General features: G+C 44.7%; 16 protein-coding genes. 10 read left to right on the top strand and 6 right to left on the bottom strand.

The window, feature by feature from the left end; genetic code table 11:
• Positions 1 to 108 precede the first annotated feature (108 nt).
• Entirely contained in the window at positions 109 to 1,137 is a 1,029-nt protein-coding gene (locus tag V144x_RS23505) for an exonuclease/endonuclease/phosphatase family protein (RefSeq protein ID WP_144988776.1), read from the top strand.
• 12 nt (positions 1,138 to 1,149) lie between these two features.
• On the opposite strand, the gene V144x_RS23510 is transcribed toward V144x_RS23505, so the two are convergent.
• Positions 1,150 to 2,346 (bottom strand): metallophosphoesterase, encoded by a 1,197-nt coding sequence (locus V144x_RS23510; RefSeq protein ID WP_144988778.1) that lies wholly within the window; start codon positions 2,344 to 2,346, stop codon positions 1,150 to 1,152.
• A gap of 215 nt (positions 2,347 to 2,561) precedes the next feature.
• On the opposite strand from V144x_RS23510, the gene V144x_RS23515 reads away from it, so the two are divergent.
• Positions 2,562 to 4,391, top strand: coding sequence for a UbiD family decarboxylase (locus V144x_RS23515; protein WP_144988780.1), 1,830 nt, complete (start codon positions 2,562 to 2,564; stop codon positions 4,389 to 4,391).
• Here V144x_RS23515 and V144x_RS23520 read toward each other — a convergent pair.
• A complete protein-coding gene (locus tag V144x_RS23520; protein WP_144988782.1) occupies positions 4,388 to 5,218 on the bottom strand; it encodes a tetratricopeptide repeat protein in 831 nt (276 codons plus the stop codon). The genes V144x_RS23515 and V144x_RS23520 overlap by 4 nt on opposite strands.
• 42 nt (positions 5,219 to 5,260) lie before the next feature.
• Positions 5,261 to 6,295, bottom strand: coding sequence for a signal peptide peptidase SppA (sppA, locus tag V144x_RS23525; protein ID WP_144988784.1), 1,035 nt, complete (start codon positions 6,293 to 6,295; stop codon positions 5,261 to 5,263).
• Positions 6,296 to 6,718: 423 nt separating this feature from the next.
• Between sppA and V144x_RS23530 the strand changes: the two genes are divergently transcribed.
• A complete protein-coding gene (locus tag V144x_RS23530; RefSeq protein WP_144988786.1) occupies positions 6,719 to 8,533 on the top strand; it encodes a hypothetical protein in 1,815 nt (604 codons plus the stop codon).
• A gap of 94 nt (positions 8,534 to 8,627) precedes the next feature.
• On the opposite strand, the gene V144x_RS23535 is transcribed toward V144x_RS23530, so the two are convergent.
• On the bottom strand, positions 8,628 to 9,527 hold the full coding sequence (locus tag V144x_RS23535; RefSeq protein WP_144988788.1) for a phytoene/squalene synthase family protein: 900 nt from the start codon (positions 9,525 to 9,527) through the stop codon (positions 8,628 to 8,630).
• A gap of 471 nt (positions 9,528 to 9,998) precedes the next feature.
• Here V144x_RS23535 and V144x_RS23540 point away from each other — a divergent pair, with 471 nt between their 5' ends.
• The 3 genes from V144x_RS23540 (at position 9,999) to V144x_RS23550 (ending at position 13,150) form a co-directional block, all read left to right on the top strand.
• Complete coding sequence (locus V144x_RS23540) at positions 9,999 to 10,901, top strand: DUF1559 domain-containing protein (RefSeq protein ID WP_144988790.1); 903 nt, start codon at positions 9,999 to 10,001, stop codon at positions 10,899 to 10,901.
• 194 nt (positions 10,902 to 11,095) lie between these two features.
• Positions 11,096 to 12,775 (top strand): CehA/McbA family metallohydrolase, encoded by a 1,680-nt coding sequence (locus V144x_RS23545; protein WP_232102857.1) that lies wholly within the window; start codon positions 11,096 to 11,098, stop codon positions 12,773 to 12,775.
• Between the two features lie 111 nt (positions 12,776 to 12,886).
• Complete coding sequence (locus V144x_RS23550; protein ID WP_144988795.1) at positions 12,887 to 13,150, top strand: hypothetical protein; 264 nt, start codon at positions 12,887 to 12,889, stop codon at positions 13,148 to 13,150.
• A 5-nt stretch (positions 13,151 to 13,155) separates the two neighbouring features.
• On the opposite strand, the gene V144x_RS23555 is transcribed toward V144x_RS23550, so the two are convergent.
• Positions 13,156 to 15,633, bottom strand: coding sequence for a CehA/McbA family metallohydrolase (locus V144x_RS23555; RefSeq protein WP_144988797.1), 2,478 nt, complete (start codon positions 15,631 to 15,633; stop codon positions 13,156 to 13,158).
• A 62-nt stretch (positions 15,634 to 15,695) separates the two neighbouring features.
• A complete protein-coding gene (locus V144x_RS23560) occupies positions 15,696 to 16,865 on the bottom strand; it encodes an aldose epimerase family protein (protein WP_144988800.1) in 1,170 nt (389 codons plus the stop codon).
• Positions 16,866 to 17,504: 639 nt separating this feature from the next.
• Between V144x_RS23560 and V144x_RS23565 the strand changes: the two genes are divergently transcribed.
• The 4 genes from V144x_RS23565 to dnaA all read left to right on the top strand — a co-directional run bounded on the left by V144x_RS23565 (position 17,505) and on the right by dnaA (position 21,646).
• Positions 17,505 to 18,137, top strand: a complete 633-nt coding sequence (locus tag V144x_RS23565; RefSeq protein WP_144988802.1) for an RNA polymerase sigma factor — start codon at positions 17,505 to 17,507, stop codon at positions 18,135 to 18,137.
• Between the two features lie 6 nt (positions 18,138 to 18,143).
• A complete protein-coding gene (locus tag V144x_RS23570; RefSeq protein WP_144988805.1) occupies positions 18,144 to 18,707 on the top strand; it encodes an anti-sigma factor family protein in 564 nt (187 codons plus the stop codon).
• Between the two features lie 127 nt (positions 18,708 to 18,834).
• Positions 18,835 to 19,767: a GNAT family N-acetyltransferase gene (locus tag V144x_RS23575; protein ID WP_144988808.1), complete on the top strand. Its 933-nt coding sequence runs from the start codon at positions 18,835 to 18,837 to the stop codon at positions 19,765 to 19,767.
• A gap of 349 nt (positions 19,768 to 20,116) precedes the next feature.
• Entirely contained in the window at positions 20,117 to 21,646 is a 1,530-nt protein-coding gene (gene dnaA / locus V144x_RS23580) for a chromosomal replication initiator protein DnaA (protein ID WP_144988810.1), read from the top strand.
• Positions 21,647 to 21,658: the final 12 nt, after the last annotated feature.

The following is a 21,658-nucleotide window of genomic DNA, read 5'->3' on the forward strand; positions in this document are numbered from 1 at the left end:
TGTTAAATTTCGGCTCCTTTCTTCGGTCTCTCTTCTCCAGAGAGGCTGGCATATTTATCCACAGATTCCTACTTCATTTCCGTCATACACATTACCACGGATGGTACTATGGCCCTTATACCCAAATTCAGACTTCCGTTCCTTAGATCATGGAAATCGCGTGGGCTGACATTATTACTGGTCAGTCTGCTCGGTGGAGGAATGTTTCATTTCGGAATCAAACCGAAGCAGGTCACGAACTGGGTTACTGACTTCGTCTCTTCTACGATTTCCAGTTCGACGCCATCAGACTGGGATTCCACCGAAATCGACCTGCCACAATCTGAAAATACCATTCGGATTGCTACATTTAATATTCAGGTGTTTGGTCAAAGCAAAATGAAAAAACCAAACGTACCTCAAATTCTGGCACGTATTATCCAGCAGTTTGATGTAGTCGCAGTCCAGGAAATTCGTTCGCAGGATCAATCATTTATGGACGAATTCTTGAGCATTGTTAATTCTGGAAACCACCGTTATGCCTACCTGATTGGTCCCAGATTGGGAAGAACTGCCAGTAAGGAACAGTACGCCTACTTCTATAATACCGAACGAATTGCTGTGAACGATAAATGGACTTATACGGTGATCGATAAATACGACAAGTTGCATCGCCCCCCTTACATTGCTCATTTTCAGACATTGAGCTCTTCCAGTAAGCAGCCGTTTACGTTTTCTTTAATCAATATTCATACCGACCCGGATGAAACGAAACAAGAACTGAATGTTCTGGACGATGTTTACCGAGTCGTTTCCAACGATGGCAGCCAGGAAGACGATGTCATCTTGCTTGGCGATTTGAATGTAAATGATCGGAATCTGGGAGAGCTGGGATTGGTCCCCGATCTCATGTGGACCGTCTCCCAAACCCCCACGAATACCCGAAAATCAAAACAATATGACAATATCTTGTTCAGCCGTCACCGTTCACAGGAATTCACCGGAAAGTCTGGCATTTATGATTTCAAAACACGCTTTGGACTAACGGAAAAAGAAGCCCTGGTCGTTTCCGATCATTTACCGGTTTGGGCAGAATTTCATGTTTCGGAAAGTGGATTTGCGCGTCAAGCTTCGGCAAGGCAATCTGAAGCACGTTGAAACCAACGTAGTTCATCGATCTTTTGAATCGGTTGTGTGTAATGTTAAAAGACTGATTTCCGGACGGCAGAACAAGCGTAACGGATGAATCCCCGACACACCACGGCTGACGTGCAACACGGTCGAACCACGGGCAAACGTCCCACTTGCATAACGCGTCCCGTGCAAACTCGGCGTAAAGACCGGGCCGATCAAAGGGAAGCGGACCTGTCCGCCATGTGTGTGACCGGAAAGCACCAGATCATACCCCTGGCGAACAGCCCAGTGAAAATTATCGGGGGTGTGACTAACGAGCAAGAGGAAGTCAGACTCTGCTCCACTACCTTCCTCTATAGCTGGTTGCTTGAGTTCCGGATGCGCTCCCATCCAGGGGACTTCGGTTCCCGCCAGTTGCAGCGTGTGTCCTTCATGCTCCAGAAGAAATGGCTCAGTAGTGAGATCGATCCAGCCTGCTTTCATCATAGTCTCTCGAATCTGAAGACTATCCTGATGCCAGTCATGATTACCTAGAATAAAAAAACACCCCAAAGGTGCTTGCATCGGGCTCAGTGTGTCGTCCAGCCAGTCGAGACATTTCATTTCGTCTATGAGGTCACCAGCGAAGATAATCAGATCAGGCTCTGTTTCCTGAGCAATCCGACATAGCTCGATAAAATACTCACGTTTCAATGTGCCAGAAAAATGGAAGTCGCTCAAATGCAAGATTCTCAGACCTTCCCAGTTCGCAGGTAGTCGGGGGAGTTCGAATTTTTTCCCCGTGAATTCCACACTGAAAATCTGGTTAAAGGGAAGACCGGCCAGATAATGATAAGGCCCCTCTCCGATCAGATCCTGATTGAGTCGCTGGCGGATGTGGATCAGTTCAGACTGGTGTTCGGTCTGCTGGCGGGGTGGTTTATAAAGCAGATGGCGAAACCCGGAATACAAGAAGCCCAGAAATCCCAAGGCACACACGAATAGGACAGGCTTCCACCAAAAAGGGAGTTGATTCCAGTCCCCACCTACCAGAACCCCTGGCGTGTACAGCCCCACAGAGAGAAAAAGCACTATGGGAAACAGAACCATTAATAGCTCCAGCACATGCCTCAGTCTCTTAAGGCGGACATCGTGTATCGGCAGAGCGTGTGTGCGATTGATGACCACGATCCAGAGCTCAGCATGGCCGACTGATAGCACCAGCAATATCAATCCATTGGCTATTGCTTCCATAATGATCTTTACATAATTCGCTGAAAACGGATCTTAAGATAAGAAAAAAATACGACTGCAGGCGAATCATAGAAGATCGATGCCGGAATGCAAATACAAACGGATCAGCAATCCAGTGTTCACTGGACTTCTGCGTGGTATAATTCTTCAGCAACCGTTAATCTGCTGATGGCAACAACGAATAATTAATTTTGCATGAATGGAACAGGGCCCCGATGGGATACCGAGGACTGCGTGAGTGTGTCAACGATCTGGAACGGACGAACCAGTTAATCCGAATTGAACAAGAGATCGATGCCAATTTAGAGGCGGCGGAAATCCAACGCCGTGTCTATCAGGCAGGCGGCCCTGCCATTTATTTTGCCAATGTTCGAAATTGCAAATTCCCGATGGTCAGTAATCTGTTTGGTACACTCGAACGCACGCAATATATTTTTCGCGATGCCTTAGCGGCTGTGAATCATCTCGTCGAATTAAAAGTAGATCCTTCCCAATTCTGGAAGCACCCCCTGCGCTATCTCGATGTTCCTTTCTCTTTGTTACACATGCTGCCGCGTTCTCGCTCCCGTGGTGCCGTCATTGAAAATCAAATTCAGCTTCAGGACCTGCCCCAACTCCGAAGTTGGCCTGATGACGGTGGCCCCTTTGTCACTCTGCCTCAAGTTTATACAGAATCGCCCAAGCGTGGCGGCTTGATGAACTCCAACTTGGGGATGTACAGAATTCAATTGGCTGGAAATGAGTATCAACCGAATCAACAGATCGGATTGCATTACCAGATTCATCGCAGCATCGGCGTTCATCACGCTGAAGCGATTGAAAAAGGAGAGCCTCTCAAAGTAAACATTTTTGTCGGTGGCGCTCCCGCGATGACGCTCTCTGCTGTGATGCCATTGCCGGAAGGCCTTTCGGAACTCACATTTGCGGGTGCTTTGAGCAAACGTGCCATTCGTATGATTCGGAATAAAAACGGCCTGCCGATGTACGCTGATGCCGACTTTTGTATTACGGGCTGGGTCGATCCGGAACAATTACTTCCCGAAGGTCCGTTTGGCGATCATCTGGGTTACTATAGTCTGGCTCACCCTTTTCCTGTGATGAATGTGGAAGCCGTCTACCATCGCAATGATGCCATCTGGCCATTCACTGTCGTCGGCAGACCTCCTCAGGAAGATACCGCTTTTGGCGCTATCATCCATGAAATCACAGGACCTGCGATTCCCTCGGTCATTCCTGGTGTGCACCAGGTACATGCTGTCGATGCTGCTGGCGTCCATCCATTACTACTGGCAGTGGGGAGCGAACGTTACACCCCTTACGATAAAGAGCGTAAACCACAGGAAATTCTGACTAACGCCAATGCCATTCTGGGACAGGGCCAATTGAGCCTGGCTAAATACCTGATGATTGTGGCCCATGAAGATAATCCTCAGTTAGATGCTGAAAATATTGGAGCATTTTTTTCACATTTACTCGAGCGAATCGACTGGAAACGCGACCTGCATTTTCAAACCTGCACAACGATGGATACACTTGATTATTCGGGAACAGGTTTTAATTCTGGCTCTAAAGTCGTGATGGCGGCCGCTGGTCCGACAAAACGTGCCCTACCGACATCCATTCCTGACAGTTTCTCACTTCCGACCGGATTTTCTGACCCGAAACTCTGCCATCCTGGTATTCTGGCTATCAGGGCACCAGCATTTGAGGAAAACAATCAAGACCTCCCTCGTTTTTGTAACGAATTGCCGTTAGCTCATCCCATCAATGAATTCCCGCTGACTGTACTCGTCGATGACAGCGACTTCACCTCCACCAGTCTGAATAATTTTTTGTGGACGGTTTTCACCCGCTCCAATCCCGCCAGTGATATTGATGGCATAGAAGCATTTACAGAAAACAAACATTGGGGCTGCCAGGGTTCGCTGGTGATTGATGCACGCATCAAGCCACACCATGCGCCTCCTTTAATTGAAGATCCTGAAATTACCAAACGAGTCGATCAACTTGGTGCGCCGGGTGGCCCCTTACATGGGATTATTTAAGACTTTGGTAAATGCTTAAGTAATCGCCGCGCCTTACTTTTCCAACGAACGAACTTGCGAGCGATTCCCCGCGGACTTCCGTTAATATCAAGTAACATACCTTGCAAAGTTTTACGCGCGGCCTGGTGGTCACCTGCTTCTGCTTCCAATGTTGCCAGCATAAACATGGCCTCAGGTTGTCGCCAACGTTTCGTATGTTTTATCAGATGCTCTCTGGCTTTGTCTGGAGTGTCTAATTGACAAATCGTTTTACAATACAACAGCGATACGTCGCCAAACTTATATTCGGGATCGGCTTCCAGAATGAGGTGACAACGGGTTTTTGCGCTCTCATATTTCTTAAGCTGCATTTCAATTTGTGCGACCCCCCATAACGCTTGCAGATTATCCGGTTCTTTATTCAATGCTTGAAGATAGGCATCTAAACTTTTCTGCTGAATACCTGCCTCTTTCAAAGCGTCTCCCCAACGCACAAACTGGTAGGCATTACCAATTTGTAACGCCGCTGTCTCTAGTTCATTGATGCGACGCTGATGAAATAAGGGTCTGGCAAATTCTGGAAGCTGAAATTGATTGGTAGGCAACCAGCGAATAAAGAAATAAATGAACGCTCCAAAAGGCTGGAATACCAGAATCACCCAAAACCATAAAAAGCGATCCGGATCTTTACGGACACAATCGACCAGCATCCAGATCATAAATATAAAATAAAGAAACCAGAAGGCGTCCCAAACAAATCCCATCACAGGTGACGGCGCACCATAAGAATAGGAATCGTTCAAATAAGGATTTGAAGGAGGAACTGAAGGTTCTTCTTGCGCAAACATATACTCGCTTTACATCTGATAGACATTAGAGCCTAATACGAATTATTGCCAGCCAGGCAAATCTCCCAACCACGAAGCGAGATACATCGCCCGTGGAACAGTGGATTCCAAAAGTGCCTGCTTGCGGTTCTCCACCTGACTTGCTTCAGCAGATCCCAATAAAATATCAGCCAGGGATGCTGGATGATTATACTTGATCACGCGAACTTTTTTGAGTCCGATTTTTTCCTGCAAACGAGCTAAAGCATCCTCCTGATAACCAATCTCGTCTATCAAGCCGTTCTCTTTTGCATCGGCAGCGGGATAGATCTGCCCTGTTGCCAATTTTTTTACCTGTTCGTAATCAAGATTTTTCCGATTGTCCGTGATGACATTTAAAAAACGTTGATAAGACTCATCCAGAATATGATCCCAGATTGCTCGTTCCCGTTTGGTGAGATTCCGAAACGGATTCAATGAGTCTTTGAATTCACCCGTTTTGAGTGGATCTGACACAACACCTACTTTTTCAGCCAGCCCACTCATATCAAAACGGGGAATAATCACTCCCAATGAACCGGTCCAGGTGGTCGGTTCTGCAAAGATGACTCCATCCTCACCGGCCCCCATTGCAATGTAATACCCTCCCGAAGCTGCCATCCGCTTCATGTAAACGAAAATCGGTTTCTTCTTGCTCAATTCAGATAGACGGTGATAGATTTGTTGACTATCGGCAACAAAACCTCCTGGACTGTCAATTTCCAGCAAGACACCTCTGACCTGATCATCTTCATGTGCTTTTTTGATCGATTTTAAAATTCGCTCGGTAAAAGGGGGCATGATTGTTCCTGAGACAGAAATAATGGCAATCTTTTCTGTCGCAAATCGATCACCAGCTTCAAATTGCTCAGTGGGACCACCGCTTGAGCTAAAATATTCCTGATACAAGGTATAAAAGCCCAAATTGAAGATCAGCGAGATCATTAAGAGTAAAACCAATCCACGTACCAGCCAACGACGTCTGGGGGGACCTTGTTTCTCACCCTGATGAGTGGTGACAATGCTCTTTGAAACAGGCTTCTGCTGAGGATCATCCATATGAGTAACTCTCTAATATTAAGGTGTTTCCTGTGGAGGAATGAGCTTCATTCATTGATTCCATCCTGAAATAGTACTGAACTCACCAACTTTAAAATAGGAAACCTGCAAACGATGGCAACCCTAGAGCAAGATTATCAATAAAAACGGTCGTTCGGGTTATTTCAAAGATCCCGGCGGAATCTACTCCTACAATCGACATAGGCATCAAAACAGGACCAGATTCACGACGATAGAAAACTCAGCAGGGCTAGTCTGCATAATTATGTCGATTATGCGGAACTAATCATTTGAAAGCAATATTCCGAATAAATGAAGACTCGTCAATACGAGAAAACATTCAGAATGCAACTTTATTGAGTGCTTCCTCATGGATTCCATTTGGTTAAGGCTCAAGACTCAGGAAGCAGGAGATTTCAGGAGATGAAGGCAGGAACAAGCTTCTCCGCTCGCGTTTTAATTTTCAGCGCGATTTCTGGCTTAATGCTAACGAATTTGAACTTACTGTCTGCGGATAAACCTTCCGTTAAAGTAAATTCAAAAAAAGTACAAAGCAAAAAACCAGCGCGGAACCCGCAAAGTACATTATTAGATGCCATTCAACGTGAAATGCATTCAGCACGTCGTGGCACAAAACCACGTGCCATTTTTCCAAAACAGGAAAAGAAAAATACACAGATACAACAAGTCGGTTTGACTTTGAATCCAAAATCATTATTTCAAAAAAGAAGCACTGGTTCTACAAAAAAGAAACCAGAACAGAAACGCCCAGTCATCGTTCGTGGTGGTCAAAAACCAACTGCTGCAAATCCGCAATATCAGACTGCAGTTCCACGACCTAATGCAAGGTCAGGCCAAAGTGAGATTCAACGCCAGTTGGAAGCGTTATACCGCCGAGATGGCCGGGTAATGCCTCCCATGCAGCTCAACGCTTTGCCTCAAACAGCCGGAGCCAATTCTGGCAGCGGACGGGGTGTTATCAATCAGTCTCAACCTTCAAACGTACAGACAACTCCTCAGAATATTGTGAAAACTCCATCTCAAAATCGTTTTCAGCAACCGAGTGAACAAAGAAAATGGTATGAAAAGTTCTTACCTAGAAAATCAAACCAAACCCCCAAGCGTCTTCAACAATCAAGTCAGATTGTCAAAAAAGCACCACTCAGTTCGCCAGTAACCAAAAAACCAGTTTCGCCGGCACAGCCTCAATTACCAGCTGCACCAGCTCCTGAAACTCAAACAGTTGTAACAACCCCACAAAAACCAGCTGAAAATAAAGCATCTGTTGCGAATACTGTAGCTCCATCGACTGAGAAACTGAGTGATGAAGAACTGGAAGAAGCAGCCAATGGGCTTGAAGAACAAAAAATAGCTGAAACGAAGGAAACCGATGAAACTCAGTTTGCTGAAGAAATAACAACAGAAACCAGTCCTGAAAACGTAGTTCTCGAAGATGAATTTAAGAATCTGTTTCCAGATATGTCTGAAGAAGCTGCCGATAATTTCGTCAAACCCAAGGCCGAAAAGAAAGAGAAGGAAGCAGTCAAAACTCCCTTCAGTGGTTTGGTGCTTGAAGAAGAAGGCTTGAAGAAGTCTGATGAAAAACAAAAAACAAAAACGACAACTCCTGAGAAGGAAGCGACTCCTCAGATTGCTAAGGAAGAGCCCAAAAAAGAATTTAATCCCTTTGAGCCGCAAACCACACCAGTAATTGAACCTGAAAAGAAAACCTCTTCAGATAAAAAAGTGGTCAAAAAAGAGTTGGAACTACCCGAAGAGAATCCATTTAAACCACAACCAGAACAAAAGAAGAAGACTCAACCGGCACCAATTCCCGCCAGTAAGATTGCGACCAGCGACTATCATGATCCGATTGAAAAGAAATTGGCACTCATTGCCAGTCGCGGCAATATTAAAGGTTTAAAGGGATTCTGCCCCGTTGCCTTACGAGAGAATCGACTTTTGGTCGACGCACGACCTGAATTCAGCTCTTCCTTTAAATCAATGAACTATCAGTTTGCTTCACTGGAGAACAAAGTGAAGTTTGACCGTGAACCTGCAAAATATGCTCCGGCTGCCGGAGGCAGTGACATCGTCCTGTTAGTTGATCATCAGGATGACAAAGAAGGGACTTTGGATTTTGCATCCTGGTACAAAGGTAGACTCTACTTGTTCAGTTCCAAAAGCAATATGGATCTATTCATGAAAACGCCGGCTCTCTATGTTGGTGTCGAATAATTTGTGAGCTTTGTTCCTGCTGCTCCTAGTTAGCTCCCGATAATTGATGTGATTATCGGGAGCTTTCTTTTTGAACCCCAAAGCTCATTTTGTTTCACCTGGCAGAGCGAACAGAAAACCAACGCGAAGAAACGATTGCTTCGCCTGCGATTAATAATTTCCGCCAGCGAGGTAATCCTGCTCGGGAAGAGTAAACATCGAAATCCATACGCTCAATTTCATTAAGAATGCCACCATAAATTCGGTACATGGCTCTTAATATCCCTTGTCCGGCAGGCGAGATATAATCAATCAGACGTTCCGAATTTTGGTAAAATTCTCGCGTCCTTTGCACCTCAAACTGCATTAAATCTTTAAAGCGTTCATCATAAATCTGTGCCTGGATATCGGAACGTGAGTAATTGAACTGCTCCAAATCATCCAAAGGCAAATACACTCGTCCCTGATCGACATCCTCTGTCAAATCGCGCAAAATATTTGTCATTTGAAACGCGAGTCCACATTCAATTCCCGCATCGAATGCACGGTCATCATGAAACCCCCAAATGTGTATACAACACAACCCCACAACGCCAGCAACGCGATAACAATATTCTGCTAATTCATCAAATGTCTGATAAGAAACGGGTTGTAAATCGGACTCGACACCTGTAATCACATCAAAAAAATAGTGTTCTGGAATTTCATAACGTTGAACGATATCGAGCAACGCGGGGAAGCAGGGATGGTAAAATTCATCTGAGAATTGCTTTCCATTTGCTAACGCCTGCTGGAGTTCTGATCGCCACTCCCTTAATGATGCGAGACGTTCCTCAAACGAACGTTGTGGATCATCACCCAAATCATCAACGTTTCTCATATAAGCATACAAGACGCACATCGCCCGGAACTGTTCTTTACGCAAAGCAAGAAATGAATAGTAGAAATTCCCTGCTGTCTGTTTTGCCAGTTGCTGGCAGTACGCATAAGAATGAGAAAGAGAGAGAGCGGTCATCGAATCTATCGGATCGTCGAAGAAGGTGCAGGATATCTAACAGACGTCAACCATGATAACCAGAGAACTCTCAAATGAAAATCCGTTTGTTTTCAAGTAGCGTCTCTTGATTCATTAAAAATTAAAGAAAATTCAACCCATGAAATAGGGTTTTTGCTCGTAAATAATACGGCGTTTCCTAAGGAGAAATAACAAAGATGAAGTCGATATTTCTACAGTAATTTTGCACCATTCACCCTAAAAATAGACAAAAAAGCGTATTTGCTGGCTCACTCTCTTGATGTAATGAAATGTAAAAACCACTCGAAAATCTTGAGAAATACGACCGTTCAGGCACGGCATATCCACACCCTCAGAAACTGTTGCAATTAATTTGCATTAGAGATTGACTTCCGCAAATCATTTGCAATAATGATTGCATTGTTACAAAATTTTATATCTTTATACCGACTAACGTCCCGGAGTTTAGAGATGAAGAGACTCAAGAAAACTCAGCGTGGCTTCACTTTGATTGAGCTTCTGGTGGTGATTGCAATCATCGCGATTCTGATTGCGTTGCTGTTACCGGCCGTACAACAGGCACGTGAAGCAGCCCGCCGCAGCACCTGCAAGAATAATTTAAAACAAATAGGGCTGGCACTTCATAATTATAATGAGACCCACAATATCTTACCTTCAGGTTGGATTGGCGTTGAACCCGGGGTTGGATCCAATGTTGAGTTTGGTAGCGGCTGGGGTTGGGGAACCATGGCTCTCCCTTATCTCGATCAATCACCTCTCTACAATCAAATCGACTTTAATCTCGATATTAATGATCCTGGTCAAACTGCTGGTCTAATCGATCAAATTTTACCAGCGTTCCGTTGCCCTTCTGATCCTGCCCCTAACACGTTTGAACTAGAAGAAGAGGGAAATCCAGGAAATGTTTTAGCGGTACTGGCGCTCGCTAATTACATTGGAGTCTTTGGAAGCGATGAATTAGATGACTGTGAGATTGTTCCCGCGGGCTCAGCCTGTCAAAGTACCGGGCTTTTCTTTCATAACAGTAACACACGCTTTCGCGATATTACCGACGGCCTCTCACAAACACTGTTTGTAGGTGAACGAAAAACAGACCCGAATTTCGGCTGGTATACTACTTGGGTCGGAGCCGTCCCTGAAGGCGAAGAAACGTTTGCTCGCGTCCTGGGGGCAACAGACCATACTCCTAACGACCCCGCTTCTCACTTCGATGACTTCAGCAGTAACCACACAGGTGGTGCCCAGTTTGTCTTCGGAGATGGACGCGTCCGATTCATTTCTGAGAACATTGATTTGGGAGTCTATCGGGCTCTCTCAAGTATCAGAGGCGGAGAAGTCACGGATTTCGACTAAGATCAGAACATGATATAAACAAACACGTGTAATTGAAGGTGCCGTGCGAGGCGACCAGACATTTTGTAATGGTCTGGTCGTTTTTTATTTCCAGAAGAACACAAACAGGCTTTGCAGGCACTCAATAGCCGGGTAACCTAGAAGTAGACTGTGACTGTTGTCTTTTCTATTTCCAAGGGGATCTCGTGATCAACATGATATGGAACCCAAAACACACTCTTCAATTGTTTTCTGTTTTGCTTGTCACATGCTGTTTTGTTTTCCCGTCTAACAGAGTTGCTGCAGATCTGGCTTTGTTACTGGCTCCCGTAAAAAATCAAACAACCTCCGTTCCACAGTGTACTCTGACGCTACGTCTGGTGGAACAAAATGAGAATGGTGGTAAACAAAATGTTCCTGGGATGCTCCGTATCTTGGACACAAACGGAAAGCCACTCACCTTACCCGAATTACTTAACCGTGGGACGGGCATTAGTAAAAAGTCAACTTCAAAACGAGGAGGCATACACAGTTGGTATGTCGTTCCTGAGGAAGTACAACTGAAACTGCCAAAGGCAAAATTGATCTTACAGGCGTTTTCCGGTCTGGAAACAGAGCTTACTCAGAAATCCATCAATCTCACTGATAAAACATCGAAAAACGTTACACTCAATCTCAACCGCTTTTCCAACTTGAGTCCAGAGTACAAAACGGCGAACACACATCTCCATTTGATGCGGCTTACCAAACAGGAATGTAATGAATACTTAGCACAAATTCCTTTCGCAGATCGACTTGATCTTGTATTCATCTCATATCTGGAACGCGCTGTCGCTGATAAAACTTACATTACCAATCGATACTCGATGGCAGATCTGAACGCATTATCTAAAGCATCAGGCGTTCTATTTGGCTGGGGTGAAGAACATCGACATAATAGTTCAGGATATGATGAAGGTTATGGTCATGTCATGCTGCTGGATATTAAAAAACTGATTCAACCGGTGAGTATTGGTCCTGGTATCATGAAACAGGGAACCGATGGTATTCCCTTATCACGGGGAATTAAAACAGCGCTTCAAGATCAGGCCACTGTCATCTGGTGCCATAATGCCTGGGGAATGGAATCGACTCCTAACATCGTTCAAGGTAAAGTTCACGCCTTGAATATCTTCGATGGCGGAACCCGTAGCTCCTATGAAGACAGTTTTTACAAATATCTAAACGCAGGCTATAAAACTCCTTTTTCAACCGGAACAGATTGGTTTCAATACGACTTTTCCCGGGTCTATGCAGCCATAAAATCTCCCTTATCAACTTCAACCTGGTTAGAAAGCTTGAAAGCAGGTCGGACTTTCATCACAAACGGCCCGTTACTGGATCTGCGAATCAATAATAAAACAATGGGAGACCAGTTAAAGCTTTCGACAAAAAAGAATCAAATCACAATTCGCGCTACCGGGACAGGCCGGATTGATTTTGAAAAACTGGAGTTGATACATAACGGAAAGGTCATAGCCACGCAGAAAACCTCGCCGCTAAAAAACCATTTTGAAGCACAAATCGACCTGAAGTTAGAAATCGACCAACCCGGCTGGATTGCTTTACGAACACCATCTCCCTCCGTTCCCAAGGATCCCAACCGGCAGCAGATGACACCACTCAATGAGTATGGTCGTGAATTATTTTCGCATACAAGCCCGATTTATCTCGAATGGGAAGGCCGTTCGATATTTGATCAGAATCAGGCTCAAGTGTTTCTGGAAGAGATGAAGCAAAATCGAGAGAAAATTACGAAACAATTCCGGTTTGCTGATGACCTGGAACGAGCCCATGTTTTAGATGTCTACTCAGATGGAATTGAGAAACTCACTGGTCAAATCGAATCACCGTAAATACCGTTAAATCGGTGTCTTGAGTCTCAGAGACTTATTGCCTAAAATAGAGCAATCGAGCAGGAACGACATTAAAGCCTGCCATATTTGACTTCAGAAAGTTCTTTTGAAATGATCCGATTCAATCTCACTTTAGTTTCTCTTATTGCTCTGTTTAGTTCTTCACAGCTCTATGCCCATCCCGGACATGGAAATGAAGTCGCCAATAATCCCCATGGGCTTCTGCATTATCTGACCGAACCGGTTCACTTTATGCCGGTTGCTGCAATAGGAGTGATCGTTCTCCTGTTCGTGACAGGGAGAAAATTTCTACAACGTTTTCGCAATCGTCAACAGGCAGTGATCATTTCCCGCGAAATCGAAAAAGAGAAGTAATTGATTCAATTGATTTCGGCAGCTTCCTCAGCACGTTGAAGATAAGTGCGAATCGCCCGTTGATATGTTTGCTCTGCTTCACCTCTTTCATGTTCGGCAATTTTTTTATGCCGATTTTTCCACAGCAGCTTGATGGATTCTGCACACCATAGCGCGCTCTCGCGCGAGGCACGAATGGGACGTTCTTTCACAATAACATTCACCGGGTTGGTATGCAGTTGAGGAAATTGCCGTAATGCAATCCAACTGCTTTGTGTTACAGGAACAGTGAATTTGAGTTGATGAATTTGTCCATCAGCGGGAACAGATTTTTTGGTCACGACTTCGCCATTGCAAACAATCTCTACCAATCTTTGTCCCCCCGTTACATAATCGGAATTTCGTGGTGCATGCAAGATACGCGTATCTCCCTGTGCGCGGCGACCCTCGGGGGGATTTAATAATCCGTAGGCAACTGCTTTAGGAGTCTCTGGAGCAAAAGAAACTGTTGCATTGATTTCTACTGTTGCCGGCACTTGAAGTGCGACATCTTCAAAACCCGGGGACTGACCATTCACCTGAAAATTCAAAGCATGAGCAAAACCATCGGACACATATGAACGTCCCTGTTTGATTCCCAGGCACCATTGGCTGAAATCAATTTCGTCTATCTCTCCCAATTGTACGTAAACTCTCCCCTGCCCCACGCGACGACTACTCATACAAGGAAAATCCGTTTCACCACTGACTTTGAGCGGATAGCCGCAGTTTAATATATGGTACCATGTGTTCCATTCTGGAATACGTTCCGTATCCATCGCGCTGACAAAGTCACAAACGCCTTCCGCAGTGCTCACACAAATTTCCATGGCACCACCTCCATTCATCTCCGGTACTGCCAGATTCGGCAATTCATCAGCCGCCTGTTCCAAAGCAATCGTTAATTCTTGCACATTCAATTCAGCGTTCTTATCTTTATCAATATTAGTGAATGGCTTAGGCAGTAGCCCCTTCGCTGCTTCAGTGGAATTCAACGTTTGCGACTGGTTTTGATCAAGATTCTGTATCAGTCTCTGTGCTGCCTGCGGCGGGTTGACTCGCAGAGCGGAATGCGGAAAGCCGGTTACGCCACCTTGTTCCTGACACCAGCGCATGACAGGTACTGTCCAGCTTGGCCAACCCTTGGTTGTCCCCAACGTGCCTGGATAGGTTTGATTCTGTAAGTTGAGTAAACAAACATGTCCCAATGCAGCTGAACCAAAACCACTGATTTCCAAATCATATTTCAATAAAGTCAGCGGCTCGCTCACACGATCGGCGGTAGAACCAAAGAACTGTCGCTGTGCCTCAAAACAAGGTCCCCAGGTTAATACGCATCCTACATTCAAACCCTCACCCTTGACCTGGTTGAACATATCGCGAGGAGTGACTCCTTTCGTCGGATTATCATAGTGCGCACAACCGGCTGCGTGGATATGGTGATCTCCAGAGTAAAATCCGAATTTGCGAGGATTAACCCAACGCTTCAATTGAACCTCAATTGTCTGAGGAGCATCTTTTGATACAGTCACTTTTTTGGTCAATCTCTGATATTCCGGCCCTCGGCTAAATTCCAGATCTAAAACTCCTGAAGGGAGCAAAACGGTGTCGCCGTCTTGTCGATAGATTTGTGGTTGAAAAAAGAAATCGGGAGCCAGCCGCTTTGCCTGTAAAGGATAAACTCGTCCTTGTGAATCGCGAAACTCCAGCCGTGCTGCCGAGGGTTGACCGTCATAATCTTTGATCGAAAGTTTCACGGGCACAGCTGGTTGAACATGAAACAAAACAGGTACCTCTCCGCGAAAGCCAATATCCTGAGTTCCCGCACCCACATCGAACCCCAAAGTCGCTTCCCGTTTACCAGATTCGTGGCAATAAATTAAAGCGATCGCATATTCCACCTCGAGACCACTTAACTTGACTGTCATAGGGCTCGCCTGAAACATTTCCACTTCCAGAAAACGATCCTTTTTGCTGTTAATATTTTGATTCCGATTTAATTCGGTTTGTGCCTGCCGCTTCAAACTGTTTAATGCGGCTCCCGAATAGACGGGACCTGCTTGAGGACTGGAAATCTGTAACTGGCGAGTGACAGTGCTGTGGTTAATGATCTTGATAATAAAAGGCGTGAACCCTCCCTGCTGTAGATTTGCCTGCGCGGGTCCTCGGGCTACTTTAGTGCGTACTTCGGGATTCAAAGAAACAATACAAAGAACCTCTAAATCAAGTAATTGCTGAATTGCCTTGGAATCGCGTTGCTCACAAGCGGATATCAGTTTTTGAGTCAACGGTTTGGAAAGTGGTGAACCCAAATAATTCAATGCATTGATGAGCCGTTTCACATTGGCCCCAAGTGGCTGCCCTTCCACTTCTTCAAAAACAGCCTGTTGTTGAGCCGCCCAGAGTATATGACAGGGGACCAGAGTTAATACAAGGCAGAATGAAATTCGACAAATAAAAGCCATTCGCTACACCTTTGGTTCAGTTTTCGAACAACCATTCAGAATTGCTATTTAGTTTCAGATAACTATTCGACTGAAAATTTATGAACTGTCGTCTGCTCGTAGACTTTTCCGGGTTTAAGAATCGTGTTCGGAAATTCCGGTTGATTTGGCGAGTTAGGAAAATGCTGTGTCTCCAGGCAGAACCCACCATGTTTCTGATGCCCACCACTGGCTTCGGTTCCATCCAGGAAATTTCCTGTATAAAATTGAACGCCGGGTTCGGTAGTAAAAATTTCCATGACTCTGCCAGATTGTGGATCTTTGACCCGCGCACAGAAGGCAGGCTGTTTTTCTGATGGATTGATCACCCAGCAATGATCATATCCCCCTTCCACCTGCTCGATACGTTCGCCAATTTTGTGTGCTGTGGTAAAGTCCATCGGGGTGTCTTTCACAATTGCCAGCTCTCCTGTAGGAATAGCAACCTCTGAAACGGGGAGATAGCGATTGCAATTCAAAACCAGTTCATGATCCAGAATATTCTCTTTCCCGGCCAGATTCCAATAACAATGGTTTGTAACATTTATCGGCGTTGCCTGATCACTGGTCGCCGTATAATCGATTTTGAATTCATTCTCATTATTGAGGGAGTAAACCACTTTTAATGTCAGTTTTCCCGGATACCCTTCCTCACCGTCTGGACTCACATAACTTAAACGTACTCCAACTTCATCAGGATCGGAAAAACTCTCAGCAGCCCACACTTTCTTATCGAAACCCTGTTCGCCTCCATGCAAATGACTGGGAGGATTATTCTGGGCGAGCTGATACTCTTTTCCATCCAGAGTAAATTTTCCCTCAGCGATTCGATTCGCATATCGACCACAAATCGCACCGAAATAAGGTCCCTTTTTTTCATACTCTGCTAAAGTATTAAATCCAAGGGTCACGTTTTCAGTCTTTCCCTCACGATCCGGTACGTAAACGGCGGTAACAATTGCGCCGTAGTTGATGATATTAACGCTCACACCTTTCTCATTTGAAAGTAGAAACTGAGTAATCTCCTGGCCATCAGCAGTCGTACCATACGGTTCGCTTTGAACAGCCAATTGAAATTCACTTTCTGTATTCATCTCAGTATCCTTCTCTGGAGCAGGCTCGATAGACTTTGTAGATTGCGGTTGTTCCTGTGAACAACCAGCGAACACGATTAATAGACCCAACAAACAAGTACATCGTTTCCAGCGATTCATCAAAGTATCCTCTTCTTGAAAGCCAGTGCCATTGATAGACTCAAACCTCGACCTGCATCAAACCAGAATAACAAATCCCACAACAAATGTAATCCAGAAACAAAATTTGAATTAATAAGCCATCTATCGTCGAAAACATTACATTTTCAATACGGTACGTTTTTTTCAAATGCGAACAGCAATCCCTCATTCTGATGAATTCAAGTCCGTTCATCAAAGCGCACACCTCTGGGTTTACTCGGCATGGAAACCGAACGCATTCCCCCGCCATTTGTGGCAATTGACTTTAATTACATAACTGATTTCGCAATTTGGACTTCAAAAGTCAAATTGTCATAGCTATGTTGGCCACATCTATCTCAAGCATTCATATGGACACTATCAATTCTTTAAAATTTGAAGATTATGGACTAATATTTGATTTAAACAAATATATGCTAATCACTTAAGAGAATATTAAAATGACGCCCAAAACTACGTCAAAACCAATGTTTTACTAGCTATAATTGAGGGTAGGTGAATCAAAGAAGCAGAAATTTTAGTTGAGACATCAAAAATTTCAGCAATTTTCCATCATTTCTCCTCTCTTTTGCGTAATGAAAATATAGCGTGTCATTAACGCGGAGAGGGGAGGTAGACATGCAGTTGAAAATGGTCGATAAAAAAATAGAGGAAAAAGAATCTCTATCATCTGGCGGCGTAACCAGTGACGCACGTTTGGTAGAGGCAGCTCGCAAGGGTGATGACAGTGCATTCGGTGAGTTAGTCCTTCGCTATGAGAGACGACTTATTCGTGTGATCATTCAGTTTGTCAAAAGCCCGGAGTTAGCTGAAGATCTGGCGCAGGATACTTTCCTGAAAAGCTACGAGCGGCTTGATCAATTCGATACATCCAGACGGTTCGGCCCCTGGTTATTTCGAATTGGGGTCAATCATGCGTTAGATTATCTTCGTAAACAAAAAAGAAGAGGTTGGTGGTTATTGTTTAGTGATAGCCCCTCCGATTCTCCCTTTGACCCGGCTGTTCCGGATCCGAGGGCCAAAATTGATATTAATCAAGAAGTGCAAGCCATTCTGGAAGAGATTCCTGAAAAGTACCGAACTGTGCTTGTGCTTCGAGATCTGGAAAACTTTTCTACTTCTGAAATAGCCGCCATTCTGGATCGAAAAGAAGCTACAATTCGCTGGCGACTGGCTGAAGCAAGAAATCGTTTCCAAAAACTATGGTCTAGCCGACAAAATGTTGATACCTCCATGTCGAGCAAGGAATAAAGAGACATGTACTGCGCACAATGCAATGGTTTGAAATCACGGGTCGCCCTCGCAGTTGGTAACGACTTATCTGGTTCAGAACTTGAACTTTTAGAAAAACAACTCAAGAACTGTGATCAATGCCGCTCTCAATACGAAGAGTTGCAAAAAAGCTATGACGCACTTCAGAAACAGTTGGACAGTGCACCTGTGCCTTCCTTACAAGACAGTGTCTGGCCTAAAGTCTCAGCTAAGATTGCTGCACAACGCCGAAAAAATCGTCCTACCCGGTTCAACTTCTTGTTGCCTACCTTGACGACGGTTGCCTGCTGTCTGGCTTTGCTTCTGGTGACAAATTCGCCTAACCCTGTACAACAAACTTTCCCTACTCCAACGAAATCTTATCATCCCGTTTTCATCGGTGATCAGAATCTGAGTCCCGTCGATAATGTGATTCGTAAATTTCCGGAAAGACAGTGGGGATTACCTGAAACATCACCCGCAATCGACACGAATCCTTACGGATATAATCTGCCTCGTTTAAGGCACGATTCAACAAATTTGAACGACTTACATTCCATTAAATTTTAAGATAGCTGTATCTTTCCAAACTAAGGCTGGTCAATCGACCAGCCTTTTTTTTATGATGATGAGCAGTAGAGCGCCTTTCACCACCAACCTGATGTAAATCATGTGACACGGGAATGTATAACTACTCATGTCGATTACCATCTCTTTAGCAACCAAAGCCGAACAATCAGAGGCTTCGGCTTTTATCTTTGCGGACGCAGCAGAAGCTGAGCGAGAGTCACAGACTCAGGATTTCATGAAATCGATTTCTTCAGGAGAAATCGATAAAACTCAAATTCTGATCGCGAGAGATTCAGGTGCGCTGATTGGAGTAGGAGTTCTGATATTCACAGATTTAACAACGGCATTCTTATGGCCTCCTTTTACGCAGCGTGACGACTGTGCAGAAGCAATTCTACAGGAAATGGCTACACGTATCGACCAATCCGAAGCCAGTATCGGTCAATCCTTGCTGGAACCAGGACAGATGAATCATCGACGGATGCTGAGCCGTAATGGATTTCCTCATTTAACCAACCTGATGTTCATGAGACATCCTCTGACCAAACTGAGTCAAGCCACTTTAAATGATGAGCATTTGCTGTGGATCAAATTTGATGAACACAAAAACCGCAAACGATTCCTGGATTTGCTGGAGCTAACACATCAGTCTTCTCATGATTGCCCCGCACTGAATCAATCTCGAACTGCTGAAGAATCATTAGAATCTCACCGGAGTTCAGGAGATTCTGACCAGAATCACTGGTATCTGTGTCATCGAAACGGAGTCGATCTAGGCGTACTACTGATGACTGAACACAAAAAAGATAATGTCTGGGAAGTCGTCTACATGGGAGTGGCTCCAGAATATCGGGGAAATGGGTACGGTGCTACTTTGATTCAACATGGATTACTGGAAGCCCAGACCCACAGCCAGACGGCTGTCATACTAGCCGTTGATTACAAAAATTCCTATGCGATAAAGATTTATGAAGAATTGGGATTTGTGAGTCAATACACTTTGAGTGTTCATGCGCGGATCTGTTCTCGTTTTCCCGAAAAAAAAACAACAAATCAATAAACAGGTTTTGAACAAACAAGCGTTCTCTTTCTGTGAATTTTTTTCTGCGAAATTTGTCATTTTCTACTGGTAAAACAGCTTTTGATTTCGGTCTCAAAAATCTGAAGAAAATCCTCTCCGTTTCTGTTTGACTCTTTGTTAAATCAAGCTAGTATCAGAAGCACTGAATGAGTTAACGCAGCGGGCTGGAAGACAATTGCCTGAAGATCTTCCTGATGCTGTTCACAATGGAGCTTTTTAGCGCATCATTTCCCTATAAATTTCACGACTATGATTTTTACAGAAGAGCAGGATTTCGCTTTTCTTGTGTTATAGCAAGGGGATTGTGCGCGCAAGGGGAGGGTGCAAGATGCAACCCAAGTCTTTGGCAGTGGAGGGTACGCTTTGTGGGTCAACACAAAAGCAACCAACGGAAGCCAAGCTGGGGCCTGTAAATACCGAAACAAGTGAGCAATCGATTACGCAATTGCTCGCGCAGCAGGTCGGTGAACGCAGCTTCCAGAACTGGTTTGCAGGAAAAGTCAGCTTCAAAATAGAAGGCAATCTTCTCACCATAGGCGTTGCCAGTCCATTTTTGCTGAGCTGGATGCAAAAAAAGTTTTCTTCCCAAATCTACGCGACGGCTCTTGCCTGTATTGGTCCCTCAGCGGAATATCGGTTTGAAGTGAATCCTGATCTGGTTCAAGTTTCAAATAACAAAACCTCAAATATAGAGCCAACTCACTCGACTACTGTAACTTTAGAAACAAATCCCTCTTCTTCGAGTTCAAAAAAGACATCAGGCGCGCACAAACGAAGTGATCAGAAGAAATTAAAAAAAGAAACATCGCGTTACAAAGGCAGGCTCTTTTCGAACCTTTCAACATTTGTAACTGGCAAGTCAAACCAACTGGCGTATACGGCAACGCTTCAAGCCAGCGATCAGCCGGGAGTGCTTTACAACCCACTCTTTATTCACGGTGGAGTCGGTGTAGGTAAAACTCACCTTTTAGAAGGATTCTATCGCAAAGTCCGACAACTCTATCCTTCATTGCAAGTCGTTTTTCTTACAGCAGAATCATTCGGAAACTACTTCTCGAAAGCATTACAAGAAAGGTCTGTTCCCAGTTTTCGTCAGCGATTCCGAAATGTTGATGTGCTCATCATCGATGATGTTGATTTTTTTGAATCCAAACGGATCTTTCAGGAAGAGCTCTTACACACGATCAAGCATTTGGAAAGCCATGGCCGACAACTCGTTTTTTCGTCAGACAGACACCCACGCCTGCTAACGAAAATGAGTGAGGAACTTACGACTCGGTTTCTCTCAGGACTAGTCTGTCGTGTGGAATCACCTGAAATCGAGTTGAGACTCGAGATTACCCGGCAACGCGCTTTGAAATTAAAGACTCCTATCACAAAGGGGGCTTTGGAATATGTTTCCAGACGATTTACCAATAATGTCCGGGAACTGGAAGGCGCCATGAACTGTCTGCAAACGTATCACGTCATGACGAAGCAGAAAATCACGACTTCAATGGCACGTCAGATTCTGGCTGATCTGGAACGTGATTGTATCCGAATTGTCAAACTTGACGATATTAAACAAATCGTATGCTCTACCTTCGGCATCTCTGAAGCAGATTTGAAATCATCTCGCAGAGCCAGGAATATCAGCCAACCTCGAATGCTGGCTATGTTTCTTGGAAGAAAATTAACGCAAGCGGCATATAGTGAAATTGGAGAGTTCTTTGGAGGCCGTAATCACAGCACTGTGATGTTCGCAGAAAAACAGGTCAGAAAATGGCTTGAAAATCGATCTTCGATTCAAGTTGCCTTACAAGAATGGCCTATGGAAGAAATCATCGAATCTCTCGAACAACAGCTCTTAGCCAGTTAAGTTCCTCAACCT

It is taken from the genome of Gimesia aquarii (assembly GCF_007748195.1).
Taxonomy (GTDB): Bacteria; Planctomycetota; Planctomycetia; order Planctomycetales; family Planctomycetaceae; genus Gimesia; species Gimesia aquarii.